The organism is Sphingomonas pollutisoli (genome assembly GCF_029167165.1).
Taxonomy (GTDB): domain Bacteria; phylum Pseudomonadota; class Alphaproteobacteria; order Sphingomonadales; family Sphingomonadaceae; genus Sphingomonas; species Sphingomonas pollutisoli.
This window is the reverse complement of record NZ_JARFNJ010000004.1, coordinates 495,427-514,599: the sequence shown is the minus strand read 5'-3', so window position 1 is coordinate 514,599 and position 19,173 is coordinate 495,427. Positions and strand designations below refer to the sequence as shown.

The following is a 19,173-nucleotide window of genomic DNA, read 5'->3' as shown; positions in this document are numbered from 1 at the left end:
GCGAACGGGTTCTTCGCGCCTTCACGCCTCACCCGTTTGTGCCGAGCGAAGTCGAGGCACCGCGTTGAGCGTCGCCGGGACGGTCCTCGGCTTCGCTCGCCCCGGCCCCTCGGCTTCCGGATGTCAGGATCGAGCACCCTATTCATACGCTTCCCGATATCGTTTGACGACCGTCAGCGCGACGATGTTGAGCAGCAGGGTGATGACGAACAACGTCAGTCCGAGCGCGAAGGCGGCGAGTGTCTTCGGGCTGTCGAATTCCGCCTCGCCGGTCAGCAGGTCGACGATCTGCTTGGTGACGGTGGTCGTGCTGGCAAAGGGGTTGAGCGTCAGCGTCGCGACGCCCGAGGCGGCCATCACGACGATCATCGTCTCGCCGATCGCGCGGCTCACCGCCAGCAGCACGCCGCCGATCACGCCGGGCAGCGCGGCGGGCAGCAGCACGCGGCGGATCGTCTCCGATTGGGTCGCGCCCATCGCCAGGCTGCCGTCGCGCATGGCCGCGGGCACTGCGGTGATCGAGTCGTCCGCCATCGAGGAGACGAAGGGGATAATCATGATCCCCATCACCAGCCCGGCCGCGAGCGCGCTTTCCGAACTCGCCCAGCGGACACCGATCGCGACCGCGAAATCGCGCACCAGCGGCGCCACCGTCAACGCCGCGAAATAGCCGTAGACCACGGTCGGCACGCCGGCGAGCATCTCGATCAGCGGTTTCATCCACGTGCGCACGCCCGGCGCGGCATATTGAGACAGGTAGATAGCCGTCATCAGCCCGAGCGGGATCGCGACGATCATCGCGATCACCGCACCGATGAAGAACGTGCCCCAGAACAGTGGCACCGCGCCGAGCGACGCGCCGGGATCGCGCGGGTCGATCACCTGCGGGCTCCAGTGCGTGCCGAACAGGAAGTCGCCGATCGGCACCATGCCGAAGAAGCGCGCGGATTCGAACAGAAGCGACGCGACGATGCCCATCGTCGTCAGGATCGCGACGAGCGCGGCGGCGAGCAGCAGCGCCATGATGAGCCGCTCGATCTGGGTACGCGCGCGGAAATCGGGGCGGACGCGGGTGAACGCCCACGCCCCGCTCGCGAACGCGAGCAGAAGCGCGACGCCGCCGCCGATCCAGTCCGCCCGGGTCTGCGCGGCGCCATAAGCCGGGGCGAGCGCCGCGGCGAGCGGGGTGGGTGTGCCGAACCCTTCGCCCCGCGAGATCCGCCGCGCTTCCGACAGGATCGCGGCACGTTCGAATCCGGGCGCGGGCAGGTGCGCGGCGGCGGGCTCAGCCAGCACGCGATTGGTGACGAGGCCGGGTGCGCAGGACGCCCACACCGCAAGGAAGATCGCGGCAGGCAACACCGTCCACATCGCGACGAAGCCGCCGAAATGCGACGGGAGCGAACTGAAGCGCGCCGTGCTCGCGCGGCGGAAGCGCGTCGCGCGCATCCGTGCGCTCAGCCAGGCGATCAGGCCGAGCCCCGCGATCAGGAAGAAGAGGACGAGAATGGACAAGGCTGGCTCTGGACGATTCGGACGGAAGAGAAAGGCCCGCCGGCACGCGGCCGGCGAGCGATGGCGTTACGGCAGCGTCTTGGGATCGAGCGTGGTTTCCCAGTTCACGATCGTTTCGGACTTCTTGCGCACGTCGTCCGGAGAGGCGATCAGCCCCTTGGCGACGAGCGGCCCGCCCGGATTCCATGAGGCGGCGTAGAGTTTGAGGAACTCGCGCAGGCCCCGGATCGCGCTGAGATGGGCCTTCTTGACGTAGAGATAGAGCGGGCGCGATCCCGGATACTGGTTGCGCGAGATCGTCTCGTAGGTTGGCTCGGTGCCGTTGATCGGGATGCCGTTCAGCTTGTCGCGATTTTCCTCGAGATACGAATAGCCGAAGATGCCGACCGCGTTGGGGTTCGACTGGAGCTTCTGGACGATCAGATTGTCGTTCTCGCCGGCGTCGACATAGGCGCCGTCCTCGCGGATGCGCGTGCATTTCTGCGCGAACTCGGCGGGGTTCTTCTCGCGAACCTCGGCCATGTCGGGCAGCATCGCCTCACAGCCGCGCGCGAGGATCAGCTCGGCGAGCGCGTCGCGCGTGCCGCTCGTGGCGGGCGGGCCGTAGATCTGGATCGGCATCGCGGGCAGCGCCGGGTTGACGTCCTTCCAGGTCTTGGCCGCGTTGGGCTTGCCGTCGGGCGCGGCGGCCATCGCCTTGAACAGATCGGTGGTGGTGAGGCGCAGACCCGGCCCGCTCTTCGCTTCGGCGAAAGCGATGCCGTCGAGCCCGACTTGCACTTCCATGATATCGGCGACGCCGTTCGCCTTGCACAGATCATATTCGGATCGCTTCATCCGGCGCGACGCATCCTCGATATCGGGGTGGTCGGCGCCGACACCGCCGCAGAACAGCTTCATGCCGCCACCGGTGCCGGTCGACTCGATAACGGGGGATTTGACGCCGGGCGTCTTCTCGACGAACCGCTCGGCGACGATCGTGGTGAAAGGAAACACGGTTGAAGAGCCAACGACCTTGATCTGGTCACGCGAACCCGCGCCACCGCCATTGGCCTGATCGGTACACCCTGCCAGTCCCGTCGCGAGCGCGGACGCCGCGACGATCGTCATGATCCTGTGCATGAAGACCTCCCCACGGGGCAAGAGGTTCGCCCCGCGCCGCGCTATCATCCGCAAGCCGAGCCTGTGTGACGATCTTGTTACCGTTTGATGACAGCGCGCCCGTGCGCGGGAATCATCACCGATACCGTGGTGCCCTTGCCGATCGAACTTTCGATATCGAGCCGGCCACGGTGCCGCTCGACGATATGCTTGACGATCGACAGCCCGAGCCCGGTGCCCCCCGCCGCGCGGCTGCGGCCGGTATCGACGCGGTAGAAGCGTTCGGTCAGGCGCGGGATGTGCTCGGCGGGGATGCCATCGCCCTCGTCACTCACCGCGAAGCGCACCATGCCGGTCTGCAACCGTTCGAGCCTGATGGTGACGGGCGCGCCTTTACGGCCATATTTTATCGCATTGCCGATCAGATTGTGGAGCACCTGGCTAAGTTGCGCGGAGTCGCCCGACACGGGTGGCACGTCGGCGGCGAGATCGGCGATGATCGGCGCGGCGTTCTCGCCCTGGGCGTCGAGGATGCCGCCGCGCACCTCCTCGATCAGCGCGCCAAGATCGACCGCGCGGTCGGGCAGGCGGTATTTCTCCGCCTCGATCCGCGACAGCGAGATCAAATCCTCGATCAGCCGCTGCATCCGCCGCGCCTCGTCGAACATGATCTTGAGGAAGCGTTCGCGGAGTTCCTTCTCCTCACCCGCCTCGTCGCCGAGCGTCTCGATATACCCGAGGATCGAGGCGAGGGGGGTGCGCAGTTCGTGGCTGGCGTTGGCGACGAAATCGACGCGCATCCGCTCGGCCGCATAGCTGCCGGTCTGGTCGACCAGATGGACGATCCGCCGCCCGCCCGCCGCGTCGCCGATCCGCATCTCCCAGCGCTGCTCGCGCGCGCCAAGTCCCACGAGGTTGATCGGCGGCTGCGCGCCCTGGCCGAGCGGACTCATCAGCCGCTCGGCCGCACCGGGATGGCGGATCGCGAGCCGCACGTCCTGCCCGACGATATGCTGCCCGAGCAACGCGCGCGCCGCTTCGTTGGCGTGACTCACCTGGCCCGAGGTGACGATCAGGATCGGTTCGACGATCGCATCGATCACCGCCGGGATGTGATCGGGCGGCGCGGCGGGCTCGGCGGCGGGCGCGGGCGCGGCGTCGTCCTCGCCGTCGCCGACGCCGGCCGCCGTAAGCACCGCCGCGATACCGCCGATCAGCGTGACGAGGCTCGCCTGTAGGTCGCCGATCAGGAACACGGCGACGCTCGCGACGACGATGATGCCGACCGCGGCGAGCGTGCGAAGACCGAAGCCGTTCATCATGCGGTTCTCACGTCCTCTTCTCGGCCGCCATGAACCGTTCGGGCCGAGCGAAGTCGAAGCCCCCGCGAGCGGGGCACGTCCTTCGACTTCGCTCAGCACGAACGGAGTGGATGTGTCGCTGGTGTCCCTATCCGAAACATCGTCGAGCGCGATAGCCTTGCTTGCCAGCCATTTATGATTGTGAAAGGGCTGTGGCCATAAAGGACGGTCGATGAGCGAGAATGGCGAGCAGCGGAACGACATCCCCGAACGTGACGGCCCCGAACGCGACGGCCCCGAACGCGACGGGGTCGTCACCAGCCGGCGCACGCTGATGCTCGGCGCGGTCGGCGCGAGCGCGATCGTGTCGATCCGCCCCGCGCTCGCCGCGACGGCGGTGTCGATCGTGCATTGCCAGATTCCGGTGCCTGACGCGGCGCGTACCGGCGGCTGGATCGCGCCAGACGGGACGGTCGTGCCGAGCGGAACGGCGGGTGCCGTCGCGCCGCCGCGCCAGCCGCTCAAGGGCGAGGATGTCAAGCACGCGCTCGCCGGCGGCCAATTGCCCGGCGTCGAATATGAGCGCAGCCAAGCTTACATGAAGTACGTCCGCAATCTCCATTCGGGCGCGAGCGGTTTCACCTGCTTCGCATCCTTGCAGATGCCGCGCGGCTGAGGCCGTGCCCGATCCGGTGTACAGCGCCGCGCCGGCGGATACGCTGCGGGTCGTTCCGCTCGACGCCTTCACCGCGATCTACCACCGCGCGTCGGGTATCACCCATCTCGTCGCGTCCCCCGTGCCGGAGATACTCGCCGCGCTTGGCCCCGACGGGATGACGCTGCCCGCGCTGACCGCGCAGCTCGTGGAGCGCTACGATCTGCTCGATGCCGACGGGGCGGCGCTTCGCGCCCGGCTGGACGAACTGGTCGCGGCGGGTCTGGCACGGATCGCATGAGGCACGTCTTTTCGGTCCGCGTCGGGCCGGTCGGGTTTCGCGTAGGATCGCACTGGCGCACCCCGATCCGGCAGCTCGCGACGCTGTACGCGGACTATCCGCTGCCCGAGAACGGCGTGCCGGATTTCACCGTCCGGCTGTTCGCGCACCGTCCGTGGCGGCGGGTGATCCGCCCGGCGGTTGTGATCGGCGGCGATTTCATGATCCCCGATGCGGCGCCGCTGCCCCTCGCGCAGGGTCTGCTCGCCGCCGAAATGGCGATGAACCTGCAGATGGCGCTCGGCCAGCGCCGGTATCTGCTGCTCCATGCGTCGGCGGTCGAGCGCGACGGGCGCGTGCTGCTGATGACCGGTGAGTCGGGGTCGGGCAAATCGACGCTCGCCGCCCTGCTGTCGCGCGCCGGCTGGCGTTTGATGGGCGACGAGTTCGCGCTGATCGATCCGGCGACCGGCCTCGCACACGCGTTTCCGCGCCTCGTCAGCCTCAAGAACGCGGCGATCGCGGCGGTGGAGGCGGCGGCGCCGGGCGCGCGCTTCGGCCCGTTGCTGGAGGGGACGCCCAAGGGCGCGATCCGTCACCTCGTGCCCGATGCGGCCGCAGTCGCCACGATGGACATGCCGGGGAGGCCCGCGCTGCTGCTGTTCCCGCGCTTCGGCTTCACGCCGGATATTCGTGCGGTCGCGCCTGGCGAGGTTTTCATGCGGCTCACCCAGGCATCCACCAACTACGTCGCGATGGGCGAACGCGGGTTCACCGCGTTGACCGGACTGGTGCGGTCCGTCCCCGCGCGGGCGATCGATTATCCGGACACAGACCGCGTGCTCGCGCAGGTCGCGGCATTGTGGGACGCACTGTGAACGGCTGGCTGCTCGCGCGTATCCTGCGCGCGCCTGGCGACGCGGCCGCGCTCGATGCGGCCGGCTGGACCGCGTTGATCGCGATCGCGCGCGCCGAGCAGATGATCGGCACGCTCGCCTGGCGCCTGGAGGGAACCCCGATGCCGCCGGCGGTGACGCGCATACTGGCCGATGCCCGCGCGTCCGCCGAACATGGCCGCACGCTGGCGCTGTGGGAGGCGGAAGCCGCGCGGCGTGCGCTGGCGCCGCTCGGGATACCGGTGGTGCTGCTCAAGGGCACGGCGTTCGTCGCGGCCGGGCTGATGGCGGGGCAGGGGCGTTCAATCGGTGATCTCGACATCCTCGTGCCGCGCGCCAGCCTTCAGGCGGTCGAGCGCGCGTTGCTCACGAACGGTTGGGAATGGGTCAAGCCCGACGCGTATGACGACGCCTATTACCGCCGCTGGATGCACGAACTGCCGCCGCTGGTCCACCGCGAGCGCGACCGGATGATCGATGTTCACCACACGATCCTGCCGCTCACCGCGCGGATCACGCCGGATGCGGCCGGGCTGTTGGCGGAGGCGGTGCCGCTGCGCGCCGGGGAAAAGGGGGGGCTGGCGATGCTCTCGCGCACCGACGTGATCGTCCACGCCGCGGCGCACCTGTTCGCGGACGGCGATCTCGCCGGCGGGATGCGGAACCTGTGGGACGTGCATTGTCTGGTCGAGGAGTTCGGCGTCGTCGGACTCATCGAGCGCGCCGAGCATCACGGCTTGGGCGATGCGGTCGGTCGCGCGCTACGGCTGGCGGCTGCGCTCTACGGCGATGGCGCGACGCTTTCGCCGGGCGACCGCCTGTGCCTACACCGCGTGACGGCCAGAGACGGCTGGGGCCGTGCGACGCGACCGGTAACGCGGCTCGGGTTCTACATCCGCTCGCACTGGCTGCGCATGCCGCCCGCGATGCTGGCGCGGCATTTGTGGATCAAGTGGCGGAAACAGGGCGGCGCTTAGCAGGACGAACGGGTGCGCGTGTCGCCTACCGCAGCCTTCGCCGTCCCCGGAGCATCCCTGCCACGAGCAGCACCACCGTGATCGCCAGCGTATCCGCCACCCAATCCCGGATGTCGCAATCGCGGTGCAGCGCGGGGATCGATTGCGCGACCTCGATCAGCGCGCCGAGGAACGACAGCCGCTCGCCGATCCGCACCAGCGGGAAGCGCGGATAGGCGCGCGCCGCGAGCGCTGAAATCACCGCGAACGCGGTCATATGCTCGAACTTGTCGCCGAAGCGGTCGATCGGCATGTGCGGCGGATGCGGCAGCACCGCCATCGTCACCGCGAACAGGATCGCCGCCCACAGCAGCAGCCGGAACGTCAGGGTCGCCTTGGTCATGCGTGAAGGGTCTCCAGCGTCGGGATCAGCGCGTCGAAATGGTCGATCACCGCGTCGGCGCCGAAGCCATCGACCGGCTCGCGGCCGAAGTTCACCACCACCACCGGCACGCTGGCGTGCCGCGCGGCGGTCACATCGAACATCGTATCGCCGACGAACGCGGTGCGCCCGCCGCCCGCGCGCCGAACCATTTCGTGGATCGGCGCCGGATCGGGCTTCTGCTTGCCCGGCCCCATCGTGTCGCCACCGATCACGATGTCGAACAGGCCGCGCAGACCAAGCTCCGCGAGCAGCTTTTCGGACAGCGCGGCAAGCTTGTTGGTGACGATCGCCACCTGAACACCGCGCGCGCGCAACGTTTCGATCGCAGCGACCGCGCCGGGATAGGGCCGGGTCAGCACCGCGATATTCGCTTCATAAGATGCGAGCATCACGGCTTGGAGCCGCGCGGCCTCGTCCGGCGCGGCGCCGCCGGTCGCCTCCAGCGCGAGCCGCACCAGCCGCGCGACGCCGCCGCCGGTCATCGCCACCACCTGCCGCACGGCGAGCGTCGGCCGGCCATCGTGCGCGAGCATCACATTGACCGCCGCGGCGAGATCGCCGCTGCTATCGACCAAGGTGCCGTCGAGATCGAATCCGACGATGTCGAAGGAAAAATCCGTCATGATGGCGGCGCCTGACACTGCCGCTATGGAATTGGCAACCCTCTCGTGGCAGGGCGGCGAACATGGACGCGAAATCCCCTGCTTCTGCACCCGCTTTGGCCGCGATCATCCTTGCCGCTGGCAAAGGCACGCGGATGAAATCCGATCTTCATAAGGTGCTGCACCCGATCGCCGGGCGGCCGATGCTGCTCCATCTGCTGGCGAGCGTCGAGTCGCTCGCGCCCGAACGGGTGGTCGTGGTCACGGGCGCCGGCCGCGAGCAGGTCGAGGCGGTGGTCGCGCCGCTCGGGGCGACGACCGCGTTGCAGGCGGAGCAACTCGGCACCGGCCATGCCGTCGCACAGGCGGAAGGCGCGCTGGCGGGGTTCGATGGCGCGGTGCTGATCCTCTACGGCGACGTGCCGCTGGTGCGCGCGGCGACGATGCGGCGGATGCTTGATCGGCTTGGCGGTGCCGATGCGCCGGCAGCCGTGGTGCTCGGCTTCCGCCCTGTCGATCCCGCAGCTTATGGCCGCATCATCGCCGATGTTGATGGGCGCATCGTCAAGATGGTCGAGTATAAGGATGCCTCGTCTGAGGAGCGCGCGGAAACGCTGTGCAATTCCGGGCTGATGGCGGTGCGCTCGGCCGATCTGTTTCCATTGCTCGCGAGGGTCGGCAATGACAATGCGGCTGGCGAATATTACCTCCCCGATATCGTCATGCTCGCGATCGCCGAGGGTCGGACTTCGGTGGTGATCGAGACCGACGCCGCCGAGGTCGCCGGCGTCAACAGCCGCGCCGAACTGGCGGCGGTCGAGGGGGCGTGGCAGCAGGCTCGCCGCGCCGCCGCGATGGCCGATGGCGCGACGCTGATCGCGCCTGAAACGGTGTGGTTCGCGCACGACACGGTGATAGGCCGCGACGTCGTGATCGAGCCCAATGTGGTATTCGGCCCGGGTGTGACAATCGCCGGCGGGGTGACGCTGCGGGCGTTCAGCCATATCGAGGGCGCGAGCGTCGCAAGCGGCGCGATCATCGGGCCCTATGCGCGGCTCCGCCCCGGCGCGGTGGTGGGCGAGGATGCGCATGTCGGCAATTTCGTCGAGATGAAGAAGGCGGTGCTCGGCAAGGGCGCCAAGGCCAACCACCTCACCTACCTCGGCGATGCCGAAATCGGCGCGGGCGCGAACATCGGCGCGGGCACGATCACCTGTAATTACGACGGCTACAACAAGTCGCTCACGAAGATCGGCGCGGGCGCGTTCATCGGCTCGAACTCCGCGCTGGTCGCGCCGGTGTCGATCGGTGACGGCGCGCTGGTCGCGGCGGGATCGGTCATCACCGCCGACGTGCCCGCCGACGCGCTGGCGGTGGCGCGCGGCCGGCAGGAGACGCGTGAGGACTGGGCGCCGAGGTTCCGCGCGGCGGCGAAGGCGAAGAAGGATGCTGGGAAATGATATCGCGGTGTGATATCGTGCCGCTATGCGTGCGCTGGTAGATATACCTGAAGATGACATGAAGTGGCTCGATTCCCAGGCTGCGGAACTCGGCAAATCCCGTGCGGCACTCGTCCGCGAAGCGGTGTCCAGCTACCGTGCGGAAGTGCAGTCAAAACAGAAGAAGGACTGGCTGGACGCGGCGTTCGGCATTTGGAAGGATCGCACCGATATTGGCGATGCTGTCGAATGGCAACGGCGCGAGCGTGCCAGTTGGACCAGGCCCTGGGACGATGATTACGAGGATGTGAAGGCCGAATTCCCGGACCTGTTTGATGAGCAGGACGATCGTGAACGAGAATTCTACCTGAACTTGCAACGTCAGAAGAAGACGTGAACGCCGTATCTTTCGACAGCAATATCCTGATCGATGCGCTGAACGGTCATGAAGTGGCGCGTGAGGAAATCCGGCGTGCGGATGTGCCGTGTATCAGCCGCGTCACCTGGATCGAGGTTCTCTCCAAGGTGCAGGGCGATAGCATGCCCATCGTCATACGATTTTTGAACGGCTTCACGATTGACGAACTTGACGTTGATATCGCCGGGCGCGCCGCACAGCTTCGCCGGGAACGCACGCGGCTGAAATTGGCCGACTCGGTTATTCTCGCGTCGGCCCAAGCGGCGGGTCGTGTGCTGGTCACCCGCAATACCAAGGATTTTCCCGCGACGATGCCCGGCATTCGGGTGCCGTACAGGATCGAGCAGTAAAGGACGCGCGAATGTGTGGAATCGTCGGAATTGTCGGCCAGGAGCCGGTCGCGGATCGCTTGCTCGATGGGCTGAAGCGGCTCGAATATCGCGGCTATGATTCGGCTGGCATCGCCACCGATTTCGAAGGCCGGATCGAGCGGCGGCGGGCGTCGGGCAAGCTTGTCCATCTCGCGACCGAACTCGTCGAGCACCCGCTGCCCGGCACAACCGGCATCGCGCACACGCGCTGGGCGACGCATGGCGGGCCGACCACCAACAACGCGCATCCGCATGCGACCGAGGAGGTCGCGCTGGTCCACAACGGCATCATCGAGAATTTCAAGCCGCTGCGCGACGAGCTGATCGCGCGCGGGCGGGTGTTCACCAGCGAGACTGATACCGAAGTGGTCGCGCATCTCATCAGCGAGAAGGTCGAAGCCGGGCTCGCCCCCGCCGATGCGGTGCGCGAGGTGCTGCCGCGGCTGCACGGCGCGTTCGCGCTCGCGATTCTGTTCCGCCAGCATCCCGAGTTGCTGATCGGCGCGCGGCTCGGGTCGCCGCTGGTGGTCGGCTATGGCGAGGGCGAAACCTATCTCGGCTCGGACGCGCTCGCGCTCGCTCCGCTCACGCAGCGGATCGCCTATCTCGACGAGGGCGATTGGGTCGTCATCGACACGGACGGCGCGCAGATCTTCGATCGTGACAACACGCCGGTCGAACGCGCGGTCACCATCTCGGGCGTGACCGGCGAGCTGATCTCCAAGGGCAATCACCGCCACTACATGCTCAAGGAGATTTACGAGCAGCCGATCGTCGTCGCGCAAACGCTGCGGTCGTACCTCCAGCGTATGGAGGACCGGGTCACGCTGCCGATTCCCGAATTCGATCTCAGCACGGTGAAGCGCGTCACCATCGTCGCGTGTGGAACGAGCTATTATGCCGGGATGGTGGCGAAATACTGGTTCGAACAGTTCGCGCGCGTTCCGGTCGATCTCGATGTCGCCAGCGAGTTCCGGTACCGTCAGCCGGTGATGGAGGAGGGCGGCCTGATGATCGTCATCAGCCAGTCGGGCGAGACCGCCGACACGCTTGCCGCGCTACGCCACGCCAAGGCCGAGGGGCAGACAATCGCCGCCGTCGTCAACGTGCCGACCAGCAGCATGGCGCGCGAGGCCGACCTGTTGTTGCCCACCCACGCTGGCCCCGAGATCGGCGTCGCCTCGACCAAGGCGTTCACCTGCCAGCTCGCGGTGCTGGCCGCGCTCGCCGCCAACCTTGCGCGCGCGAAAGGCAAGCTCAACGCCGCCGAGGAAAAGGCGATCGTCAAGCATCTGTCGGAGGCGCCGGCCGCGCTCAACGGCGCGCTCGCCTATGACGAGACGATCGCGGACATGGCGCACTTCATCGCCGGCGCGCGCGACGTGCTGTATCTGGGGCGCGGCACCGATTATCCGCTCGCGCTGGAAGGTGCGCTCAAGCTCAAGGAGATCAGCTACATCCACGCCGAGGGCTATGCCGCCGGCGAGATGAAGCACGGACCGATCGCGCTGATCGACGATGCGGTGCCGGTGATCGTGATCGCGCCGTCAGGGCCGTTGTTCGACAAGACCGTCAGCAACATGCAGGAAGTGCAGGCGCGCGGCGGCAAGGTCGTGCTGATTTCGGACTATGATGGGGTGCAGGCGGCGGGCGAGGGCTGCATCGCGACGATCACGATGCCCAAGGTGCATCCGCTGATCGCGCCGCTGGTCTATGCGGTGCCGGTGCAGTTGCTCGCATACCATGTCGCGGTCGCCAAGGGCACCGACGTCGATCAGCCGCGCAATCTGGCGAAGTCGGTCACGGTCGAGTGACCGTCGAATAAGCGAACGGTAGCGGGGGGCGCGTTCCGCGCCCCCGCAAAGGTCAGCAGCCGTTGCGGCGGTTCTGCGCGCGGTCGTGGTTCTTGTCGAGCGTGCGGCCGAGCAGCGCGCCGCCGACGCCGCCGGCGATCGTGCCGAGCGTGCCGCCGCCGAGCACGTTCCCGAGCACCGCGCCGCCCGCACCGCCAGCGATCGTGCCGGTCGTGCCGCTGCTGCGCTTGCAATCCTGGTAGTAGCGGCGGTCGTTGCGATACCGGCGATCGTTGCGATAGCCACGGTCGCCGTACGACGTCCGATTGTTGTAATACGCATCGCGCTCGGCCTGGTCGCGATGCCACTGGCTGCTGCGGTCATAATCCTGGCCGCCGGCGAAGGCGGTGGTGGGGACTGCGACGGTTGCGATCAACGTCGCCATTGCCAGCTTCTTGAACATCGCTCGGTTCCTTCGTTCTATTCGTTTCGGATGTGGCGTGCCAGATCAAACATCGCAGGATGCCAGAAGTTCAATCTACCGTGCCCCGAAATGAACCGGCTGGCGCGGCATGATGGTTTTCGCTTTGGCCCTACCCCCTGACCGCCTTAGCCGCAGCGGCTAACGCGGGCGCAGGGAAGGGGCTCGGCCTAAACCCGCGCGCTCGGCGCGAACGGCAGCATCCCTTCGTAAACGTCCAGCGCGGCCGCACCGATCACGCGGCCGCCATGGCGCAGCACGAAGGCATGCCGCACGATTTCGGCCTGCTGCTCGATGCCGTAGCGCGCGAACGGCAGGCCCGGTCGGATCGCATAATGGTAACGCGAGAACGGATGCCGCCGGATCGGCAGGAACAGCCCGCATTGGTGCTGCCAGACATGGACCATCTCATGAATGAACAGCGCCTGCGCACCAAGCGGCGCGCGCGAGAAATCGTCGCGATAGGCGGTACCCTTGGGATGGAAGTGGATGTGCCCGCGCGGGGCCATCACGGTGTCGCGCGGCTGGAAGAAGGCCCATTTGCCGAGCACGATCCGCACCGGCGCGTAATCGATCGCGTCGCCGAACACGCCGCGCGCGAGCGCGATCTCGCCGTCGGTCAGCGGCCGCGCCGCCTGGCTCAAAACTTCGGCGCGGGGTCGCCGGCGGCGATCACCATCGCATCATATTCGTATCGCGAGCCGTCCGAGAAGGTGAAGTCGATCGTCATCGTCTTGCCGGGCTTGATCGCGGGATTCATGTCGAACAGCATCACGTGCATCCCGCCGGGCTTGAACGCCACCGTACCGCCCGCTGGCAGCGCGACCCGGTCGAGCGGCTTCATCGCGGACATGCCGCCCGCCATCGTCGACTGGTGGATCTCGGACTTGATCGCGAATTCGGTATGGACCGAGATCAACGTCATGTCGGCAGGGCCGCCGTGCAGCGTGAAATACGCCGCCGCAGGCCGCCCCGGCGTCGCCGCCAGGCGAACGTAGCCGTGGTCGATATAGAATTGTGCGGGTTGGCTACAGCCACCCAGACCCAGCAGGATCGCAATCAAAAGGCCGAGGATGCGCACACGAACTCCCGCTTCGGGATAGGATCGTCACTTCCTAGGCGCGTGGAAATCTTGCGACAAGCGAAAGCCCCCCTATATCCGGCGAGTAAAGCGCGGTGTCGCCCATTCGGGGGCGCCGCCAGTGTTGCAAACTTGAACAAGACGGGGGCCGTAGAGGACCAATGGCAAAAGTAATCGGTATCGATCTGGGCACGACCAATAGCTGTGTCTCGGTGATGGAGGGCGGCAAGCCCAAGGTCATCGAAAACGTGGAGGGCGCGCGCACCACGCCGTCGATCGTCGCCTTCGCCAAGGATGGCGAGCGGCTGGTCGGCCAGCCGGCCAAGCGCCAGGCCGTCACCAACCCGGAAAACACCATCTTCGCGGTGAAGCGCCTGATCGGCCGCCGCTTCGACGATCCGATCACCAAGAAGGACACCGAGCTGGTTCCTTACAAGATCGTGCGCGGCAACAACGGCGACGCGTGGGTCGGCGCCGGCGGCAAGGAATATTCGCCCTCGCAGATCAGCGCCTTCACGCTCCAGAAGATGAAGGAAACCGCCGAGGCCTATCTCGGCGAGACGGTGACGCAGGCGGTCATCACCGTGCCGGCCTATTTCAACGACGCGCAGCGCCAGGCGACCAAGGACGCCGGCCAGATCGCGGGCCTCGAAGTGCTGCGCATCATCAACGAGCCGACCGCGGCGGCGCTCGCTTACGGCCTCGACAAGGACACCAACAAGACCATCGCGGTCTATGACCTTGGCGGCGGCACGTTCGACATCTCGATCCTCGAGATCGGCGACGGCGTGTTCGAGGTGAAGGCGACCAACGGCGACACCTTCCTCGGCGGCGAGGACTTCGACAACAAGCTGCTCAACTTCCTGGCGAGCGACTTCCAGAAGGCCGAAGGCATCGATCTCACCAAGGACAAGCTGGCGCTCCAGCGTCTGAAGGAAGCGGCCGAAAAGGCCAAGATCGAGCTGTCGTCGGCGGCGACCACCGAAGTCAACCTGCCGTTCATCACGGCGGACGCGACCGGCCCGAAGCATCTCGTCAAGTCGATCTCGCGCGCCGATCTGGAGCGTCTGGTCGAAGATCTGATCCAGCGCACGCTCGAGCCGTGCAAGAAGGCGCTCGCCGATGCCGGCGTCAAGGCGTCGGACATCAGCGAAGTCGTCCTCGTCGGCGGTATGACGCGCATGCCCAAGGTCCGTCAGGTCGTGAAGGACTTCTTCGGCAAGGAGCCGCATTCGGGCGTCAACCCCGATGAGGTCGTCGCGATGGGCGCCGCCATCCAGGCGGGCGTGCTGCAGGGCGACGTCAAGGACGTGCTGCTGCTCGACGTGACGCCGCTGTCGCTCGGCATCGAGACGCTGGGTGGCGTGTTCACCCGCATGATCGATCGCAACACGACGATTCCGACCAAGAAGTCGCAGACCTATTCGACGGCCGACGACAACCAGAACGCCGTGACGATCCGCGTCTTCCAGGGCGAGCGCGAAATGGCGGCGGACAACAAGCTGCTCGGCCAGTTCGATCTGGTCGGCATTCCGCCGGCGCCGCGCGGCGTGCCGCAGATCGAGGTGACGTTCGACATCGACGCCAACGGCCTGGTCAACGTGTCCGCCAAGGACAAGGGCACCGGCAAGGAACAGCAGATCCGCATCCAGGCCTCGGGCGGCCTGTCGGAGCGTGACATCGAGCAGATGGTCCGCGATGCCGAGCAGTTCGCCGAAGAGGACAAGAAGCGGCGTGAATCGGCCGAGGCGAAGAACAACGCCGAAAGCCTCGTCCACACGACCGAGCGCCAGCTCGCCGAGAACGGCGACAAGGTCGACGCGTCGCTGAAGGGCGAGATCGAGGACGCGATCGCCGCGACCAAGACGGCGATCGACAGCGGCGATGCCGAGGCGATGAAGGAGAAGGCCGCCGCGCTCGCGCAAGTCGCGATGAAGCTCGGCCAGGCGATCTACGAGAAGCAGGCGCAGTCCGAGGCGTCGCCTTCGGCCGGCGCCGAGGCTCCGCACGAGGACGTGGTCGACGCGGAATTCTCCGAAGTCGACGACACCAAGGCGTAATCTGTTGCGCTTGCCCGGCTGTCCCCGCATCGTGCGGGGGCGGCCGGGGGGCGGGGGCCATATATGACCACCGAAGTCGATTTTTACGAACTGCTTGAATGCGAACGCACGGCGGACGATGCCACCATCAAGGCGTCGTATCGCAAGCTCGCGATGAAATATCACCCGGATCGCAACGCCGGGTGCAAGGATTCCGAGGGCCGCTTCAAGGCGATCAGCGAGGCCTATGAATGCCTCAAGGATCCACAGAAGCGCGCGGCCTATGATCGGTTCGGCCATGCCGCGTTCCGCAATGGCGGGCCGGGCGGCGGGCACGGCGGCGCGCAGGATTTCGGCGCGTTCAGCGATATCTTCGAGAACATCTTCGGCGAATTCATGGGCGGCGAACGCGCCGGTGGTGGCCGCAGCGGGCCGCGACGCGGCGCGGATTTGCGCTACGATATGGAGATCACGCTGGAGGAGGCGTTCACCGGCCGCTCGACCGACGTAACGGTCGATGTGTCGGCGGTGTGCGAAACCTGCGAGGGCAGTGGTGCCAAGCGCGGCACCAGCGCCAAGACCTGCACCACCTGCGCCGGCCACGGCAAGGTGCGCGCGCAACAGGGCTTCTTCGTGGTCGAGCGGACCTGTCCGTCGTGCCACGGCGCGGGGCGGGTCATCGCCGATCCATGCGGTACCTGTCACGGCGAGGGCCGGGTCGAGCGTACCAAGACGCTCACCGTCAACGTGCCGCCTGGCGTGGACGAGGGCACGCGCATCCGCCTGACCGGTGAAGGCGAGGCGGGGCTACGCGGCGCCCCGGCGGGGGATCTCTACATTTTCCTCCACGTCGCCCGACATCCCCTGTTCGAGCGCGAGGGCACGACGTTGCTCGCGCGCGCGCCGGTCAGCTTCACCACGGCGGCGCTGGGTGGCGAGATCACGATTCCGGGGCCGGATGGGCAGCAGCATCATATCAAGATCCCGGCCGGCACCCAGCATGGCCGCGAACTCCGTCAGCGCGGCGCCGGCATGCCGGTGCTGCAAGGGCGCGGGCGCGGCGATCTCGTCGTGCGGATCGAGGTCGAGACGCCGACCAAGCTCACCGCCCGCCAGCGTGAATTGCTCGAAGAGCTGCGCGCCACCGAAACCGGTTCGGAAACCCCGCAGAGCGCGGGCTTCTTTCAGAAGATGAAGGAAGCTTGGGGGTGATGCGCGCGCGCCGCTATCTGGCGGCGCGCGGGATGCGTTGGGCGCAGGCTCGCACAAGGACCGCAGATGCGGTTCGGCGTGTGCGCCAATGTAAATGATGTGGAATGGTCGTGAGCCTGCCGTCGAACCGACGCTGGCTGCACGTTTTTCGATCCCGCCGGCCCGTTCCGCCCCTCGTGAAAAGGGGCGGGGTGGGCCGATGGATCAGAGGACGAGAACCTCGACCACCAGCGCGACACCCGCAACAGCGAAGATGCTGCCGACGAGGTTCTGAAGGATGCGCATGGTAGGGTCTCCAGCCGGTCAATTCCGGCTCGGCGCCTATTTGGAGATTGTTGCGCCCTCACGCAATTTTATTACTCGCATTCGCACGTGCAGCATTTGCACGTTGAACCGTGCATGATGCGCGACGAGTGGTTTATTGGCGCGAAAGTCGGTTGCTTCAAACGCCCAGTCGTCACCCCAGCGGACGCTGGGGTCTCTCGTCGATAGGGCGCGCCATCTCGCGGGGAGATGCCAGCTTGCGCTGGCATGACGATTGGAGGTGGGCTGATCGACGTCTTACGCCCCGAACACCCGCGTGAAGATCGTATCGACGTGCTTGAGGTGGTAGCCGAGATCGAACTTGTCCTCGATCTCCGCGACCGATAGCGCCGCCGTCACGTCGGCATCCGCCTTGAGCAATTCGAGCAGCGACAACTCGCCGTCCGACTCCCACACTTTCATCGCGTTGCGCTGGACGAGGCGATACGCGTCCTCGCGGCTCACGCCGGCCTGTGTTAGCGCGAGCAGCACGCGCTGCGAGTGGACCAGACCGCCCATCTTGTCCAAATTCTTCTGCATCCGCGCCGGATAGACCAGCAGCTTCTCGATCACGCCGGTCAGCCGCGCGAGCGCGAAATCGAGCGTGATCGTCGCGTCGGGGGCGATGTAGCGCTCGACCGAGGAGTGGCTGATGTCGCGCTCGTGCCACAAGGCGACATTCTCCAGCGCGGGCACGACCGCGCTTCGCACCATGCGCGCGAGGCCGGTCAGGTTCTCGGTCAGCACCGGATTGCGCTTGTGCGGCATCGCCGACGAGCCCTTCTGGCCGGGCGAGAAATATTCCTCGGCCTCGAGCACTTCGGTGCGTTGGAGATGGCGTACCTCGACCGCGAGCCGCTCGATCGACGAGGCGATCACCCCGAGCGTCGCGAAATACATCGCGTGGCGGTCGCGCGGGATCACCTGGGTCGAGACCGGCTCGACCGCCAGCCCGAGCTTGGCCGCGACATGCGCTTCGACGGCGGGGTCGATATTGGCGAAGGTGCCGACCGCGCCCGAGATCGCGCAGGTGGCGATGTCCGCGCGCGCCGCCTCCAGCCGCGCCTTGCAGCGGGCGAACTCGGCATAGGCTTCGGCCATCTTCAGCCCGAACGTCACCGGCTCGGCGTGGATGCCGTGGCTGCGGCCGATCGTCGGCGTCATCTTGTGCTCATAGGCGCGCGTCCGAATCGCGGCGAGCAGCGCGTCTAGGTCGGCGAGCAGGATGTCGCTCGCGCGGGCGAGCTGCACCGACAGGCAGGTGTCGAGCACGTCGGACGAGGTCATGCCCTGGTGCATGAAGCGCGCTTCGTCGCCGACCTGCTCCGCCACCCACGTCAGGAACGCGATCACGTCATGCTTGGTGACCGCCTCGATCGCGTCGATCGCGGCGACGTCGATCGTCGGGTTGGTCGCCCACCAGTCCCACAGCGCCTTGGCCGCGGATTTCGGCACGACGCCGAGTTCGGCGAGCGCTTCGGTGGCGTGTGCCTCGATCTCGAACCAGATGCGAAACCGCGCCTCCGGGGTCCAGATCGCGGTCATGTCGGGGCGGGAATAACGGGGGACCATCGGGATTCCTTTGCGCGGGGCAGGCTCAGATCACCGCAGAATCGAAACGGACTCGCGATGACCCGCGCGTTAGCAGGGACGAGCCGAACCTTCAAATGTCGTTACGGTGAACCATCTTGTTGGATGAGGGGTTTTTAGCTCGAATGTTCTCGCAGTCATGATTGCCGCGATGAGCATGACAGGTTCAGTAACGACAATGGAGAGTTATATGAAAAAGGCAATTCTTCTGTGTGCGGCGATGAGTTTTGCTGCTCCCGCATTTGCACAGTCCCCGCAGGCGGCGCCGCAAGCCTCGCCGATGACTCAGGCCGCTCCCGCGCCGACTGGGGCGCCGGCGGCAACCGACCCGTCCGCGGCCGCCCCGGCCCAAGCCGCACCCGCGCCCACCGATACCGCGCAGGCTCCGGCGCAGACCACCGGCCAGACCGCGCAGCAGCCCGCCGCCGGGGGCGCGCAGGTGGCGCAAGTCGTCGACAGCGAATTCGCGACCTACGACAAGGACAAGAACGGCGTGCTGAGCAAGGCCGAGTTCAGCGACTGGATGGTCGCGCTCAAGACCGCGAGCGACCCCAGCACCAAGGCTGACGCCGCGGCCACCAAGACCTGGGTCGGCCAGGCTTTCGCCAGCGCCGACAAGGACAAGAGCAGGACCGTCTCGAAGACCGAACTGACCGGCTTCCTGTCGCAGGGCCAATCGTAAGTTGCTAACGAGA

Annotated in this window: 20 protein-coding genes; 11 read left to right on the top strand and 9 right to left on the bottom strand. The window is 66.9% G+C overall.

All coding sequences use genetic code 11. The annotated features are described in order from the left end of the window. Positions 1 to 138: 138 nt before the first annotated feature. The 3 genes from pstC to PX554_RS11685 form a co-directional block, all read right to left on the bottom strand. On the bottom strand, positions 139 to 1,515 hold the full coding sequence (pstC, locus tag PX554_RS11695; RefSeq protein ID WP_093220132.1) for a phosphate ABC transporter permease subunit PstC: 1,377 nt from the start codon (positions 1,513 to 1,515) through the stop codon (positions 139 to 141). Positions 1,516 to 1,581: 66 nt separating this feature from the next. Continuing rightward, positions 1,582 to 2,637 carry a substrate-binding domain-containing protein gene (locus PX554_RS11690; protein WP_093221721.1) on the bottom strand — a complete coding sequence of 352 codons (1,056 nt, stop codon included), beginning with the start codon at positions 2,635 to 2,637 and terminating at the stop codon, positions 1,582 to 1,584. Between the two features lie 77 nt (positions 2,638 to 2,714). Next, the gene (locus PX554_RS11685) at positions 2,715 to 3,938 is read right to left on the bottom strand and encodes an ATP-binding protein (protein WP_275501880.1); all 1,224 of its coding nucleotides are present in this window, start codon (positions 3,936 to 3,938) and stop codon (positions 2,715 to 2,717) included. Positions 3,939 to 4,149: 211 nt separating this feature from the next. Here PX554_RS11685 and PX554_RS11680 point away from each other — a divergent pair, with 211 nt between their 5' ends. Genes PX554_RS11680 through PX554_RS11665 form a run of 4 tightly spaced genes read left to right on the top strand, consistent with a single transcriptional unit; the run spans position 4,150 to position 6,725 of the window. Beyond that, a complete protein-coding gene (locus PX554_RS11680; protein WP_420833448.1) occupies positions 4,150 to 4,593 on the top strand; it encodes a hypothetical protein in 444 nt (147 codons plus the stop codon). 4 nt (positions 4,594 to 4,597) lie between these two features. Beyond that, entirely contained in the window at positions 4,598 to 4,873 is a 276-nt protein-coding gene (locus PX554_RS11675; protein WP_275501879.1) for an HPr-rel-A system PqqD family peptide chaperone, read from the top strand. Then, positions 4,870 to 5,730, top strand: a complete 861-nt coding sequence (locus PX554_RS11670; RefSeq protein ID WP_275501878.1) for an HprK-related kinase A — start codon at positions 4,870 to 4,872, stop codon at positions 5,728 to 5,730. Before PX554_RS11675 ends, PX554_RS11670 begins: the two co-directional genes overlap by 4 nt. Continuing rightward, positions 5,727 to 6,725, top strand: coding sequence for a nucleotidyltransferase domain-containing protein (locus PX554_RS11665; protein ID WP_275501877.1), 999 nt, complete (start codon positions 5,727 to 5,729; stop codon positions 6,723 to 6,725). Before PX554_RS11670 ends, PX554_RS11665 begins: the two co-directional genes overlap by 4 nt. 25 nt (positions 6,726 to 6,750) lie before the next feature. Here PX554_RS11665 and PX554_RS11660 read toward each other — a convergent pair whose 3' ends face one another. Both PX554_RS11660 and PX554_RS11655 read right to left on the bottom strand, forming a co-directional pair. Then, a complete protein-coding gene (locus PX554_RS11660; protein ID WP_275501876.1) occupies positions 6,751 to 7,107 on the bottom strand; it encodes a VanZ family protein in 357 nt (118 codons plus the stop codon). After that, positions 7,104 to 7,772, bottom strand: coding sequence for an HAD-IA family hydrolase (locus PX554_RS11655; RefSeq protein WP_275501875.1), 669 nt, complete (start codon positions 7,770 to 7,772; stop codon positions 7,104 to 7,106). Before PX554_RS11655 ends, PX554_RS11660 begins: the two co-directional genes overlap by 4 nt. Before the next feature lie 62 nt (positions 7,773 to 7,834). Here PX554_RS11655 and glmU point away from each other — a divergent pair, with 62 nt between their 5' ends. Genes glmU through glmS form a run of 4 tightly spaced genes read left to right on the top strand, consistent with a single transcriptional unit; the run spans position 7,835 to position 11,793 of the window. After that, positions 7,835 to 9,211, top strand: a complete 1,377-nt coding sequence (glmU, locus tag PX554_RS11650) for a bifunctional UDP-N-acetylglucosamine diphosphorylase/glucosamine-1-phosphate N-acetyltransferase GlmU (protein ID WP_275501874.1) — start codon at positions 7,835 to 7,837, stop codon at positions 9,209 to 9,211. A gap of 25 nt (positions 9,212 to 9,236) precedes the next feature. Further along, complete coding sequence (locus PX554_RS11645; RefSeq protein WP_275501873.1) at positions 9,237 to 9,587, top strand: ribbon-helix-helix protein, CopG family; 351 nt, start codon at positions 9,237 to 9,239, stop codon at positions 9,585 to 9,587. After that, a complete protein-coding gene (locus PX554_RS11640) occupies positions 9,584 to 9,958 on the top strand; it encodes a type II toxin-antitoxin system VapC family toxin (protein ID WP_275501872.1) in 375 nt (124 codons plus the stop codon). Before PX554_RS11645 ends, PX554_RS11640 begins: the two co-directional genes overlap by 4 nt. 11 nt (positions 9,959 to 9,969) lie before the next feature. After that, on the top strand, positions 9,970 to 11,793 hold the full coding sequence (gene glmS / locus PX554_RS11635) for a glutamine--fructose-6-phosphate transaminase (isomerizing) (protein WP_093220107.1): 1,824 nt from the start codon (positions 9,970 to 9,972) through the stop codon (positions 11,791 to 11,793). 52 nt (positions 11,794 to 11,845) lie between these two features. Here the strand turns inward: glmS and PX554_RS11630 are convergent, their stop codons facing one another. From PX554_RS11630 to PX554_RS11620, 3 genes are all read right to left on the bottom strand, one after another. Further along, positions 11,846 to 12,235: a glycine zipper 2TM domain-containing protein gene (locus tag PX554_RS11630; protein WP_275501871.1), complete on the bottom strand. Its 390-nt coding sequence runs from the start codon at positions 12,233 to 12,235 to the stop codon at positions 11,846 to 11,848. Between the two features lie 188 nt (positions 12,236 to 12,423). Next, positions 12,424 to 12,897 carry a vgr related protein gene (locus tag PX554_RS11625; protein ID WP_093220102.1) on the bottom strand — a complete coding sequence of 158 codons (474 nt, stop codon included), beginning with the start codon at positions 12,895 to 12,897 and terminating at the stop codon, positions 12,424 to 12,426. Further along, positions 12,894 to 13,334 carry a copper chaperone PCu(A)C gene (locus PX554_RS11620; RefSeq protein ID WP_256326029.1) on the bottom strand — a complete coding sequence of 147 codons (441 nt, stop codon included), beginning with the start codon at positions 13,332 to 13,334 and terminating at the stop codon, positions 12,894 to 12,896. Before PX554_RS11620 ends, PX554_RS11625 begins: the two co-directional genes overlap by 4 nt. A gap of 161 nt (positions 13,335 to 13,495) precedes the next feature. Here PX554_RS11620 and dnaK point away from each other — a divergent pair, with 161 nt between their 5' ends. Both dnaK and dnaJ read left to right on the top strand, forming a co-directional pair. Then, positions 13,496 to 15,394, top strand: a complete 1,899-nt coding sequence (dnaK, locus tag PX554_RS11615) for a molecular chaperone DnaK (protein ID WP_275501870.1) — start codon at positions 13,496 to 13,498, stop codon at positions 15,392 to 15,394. Positions 15,395 to 15,457: 63 nt separating this feature from the next. Further along, a complete protein-coding gene (dnaJ, locus tag PX554_RS11610; protein WP_275501869.1) occupies positions 15,458 to 16,585 on the top strand; it encodes a molecular chaperone DnaJ in 1,128 nt (375 codons plus the stop codon). A 561-nt stretch (positions 16,586 to 17,146) separates the two neighbouring features. Here dnaJ and purB read toward each other — a convergent pair. After that, complete coding sequence (purB, locus tag PX554_RS11605; RefSeq protein ID WP_275501868.1) at positions 17,147 to 18,460, bottom strand: adenylosuccinate lyase; 1,314 nt, start codon at positions 18,458 to 18,460, stop codon at positions 17,147 to 17,149. Positions 18,461 to 18,668: 208 nt separating this feature from the next. Here purB and PX554_RS11600 point away from each other — a divergent pair, with 208 nt between their 5' ends. Beyond that, positions 18,669 to 19,160: an EF-hand domain-containing protein gene (locus tag PX554_RS11600; RefSeq protein WP_275501867.1), complete on the top strand. Its 492-nt coding sequence runs from the start codon at positions 18,669 to 18,671 to the stop codon at positions 19,158 to 19,160. Positions 19,161 to 19,173 lie beyond the last annotated feature (13 nt).

Bases quoted from the DNA above. Each gene is read 5' to 3' on its own strand.
- PX554_RS11630 (WP_275501871.1), bottom strand. From the start codon at position 12,235: ATGTTCAAGAAGCTGGCAATGGCGACGTTGATCGCAACCGTCGCAGTC.
- PX554_RS11685 (WP_275501880.1), bottom strand. From the start codon at position 3,938: ATGATGAACGGCTTCGGTCTTCGCACGCTCGCCGCGGTCGGCATCATC.
- PX554_RS11670 (WP_275501878.1), top strand. From the start codon at position 4,870: ATGAGGCACGTCTTTTCGGTCCGCGTCGGGCCGGTCGGGTTTCGCGTA.
- glmS (WP_093220107.1), top strand. From the start codon at position 9,970: ATGTGTGGAATCGTCGGAATTGTCGGCCAGGAGCCGGTCGCGGATCGC.
- PX554_RS11680 (WP_420833448.1), top strand. From the start codon at position 4,150: ATGAGCGAGAATGGCGAGCAGCGGAACGACATCCCCGAACGTGACGGC.
- PX554_RS11660 (WP_275501876.1), bottom strand. From the start codon at position 7,107: ATGACCAAGGCGACCCTGACGTTCCGGCTGCTGCTGTGGGCGGCGATC.
- PX554_RS11645 (WP_275501873.1), top strand. From the start codon at position 9,237: ATGCGTGCGCTGGTAGATATACCTGAAGATGACATGAAGTGGCTCGAT.
- dnaJ (WP_275501869.1), top strand. From the start codon at position 15,458: ATGACCACCGAAGTCGATTTTTACGAACTGCTTGAATGCGAACGCACG.
- glmU (WP_275501874.1), top strand. From the start codon at position 7,835: ATGGACGCGAAATCCCCTGCTTCTGCACCCGCTTTGGCCGCGATCATC.
- PX554_RS11690 (WP_093221721.1), bottom strand. From the start codon at position 2,637: ATGCACAGGATCATGACGATCGTCGCGGCGTCCGCGCTCGCGACGGGA.
- purB (WP_275501868.1), bottom strand. From the start codon at position 18,460: ATGGTCCCCCGTTATTCCCGCCCCGACATGACCGCGATCTGGACCCCG.
- PX554_RS11600 (WP_275501867.1), top strand. From the start codon at position 18,669: ATGAAAAAGGCAATTCTTCTGTGTGCGGCGATGAGTTTTGCTGCTCCC.
- PX554_RS11655 (WP_275501875.1), bottom strand. From the start codon at position 7,772: ATGACGGATTTTTCCTTCGACATCGTCGGATTCGATCTCGACGGCACC.
- dnaK (WP_275501870.1), top strand. From the start codon at position 13,496: ATGGCAAAAGTAATCGGTATCGATCTGGGCACGACCAATAGCTGTGTC.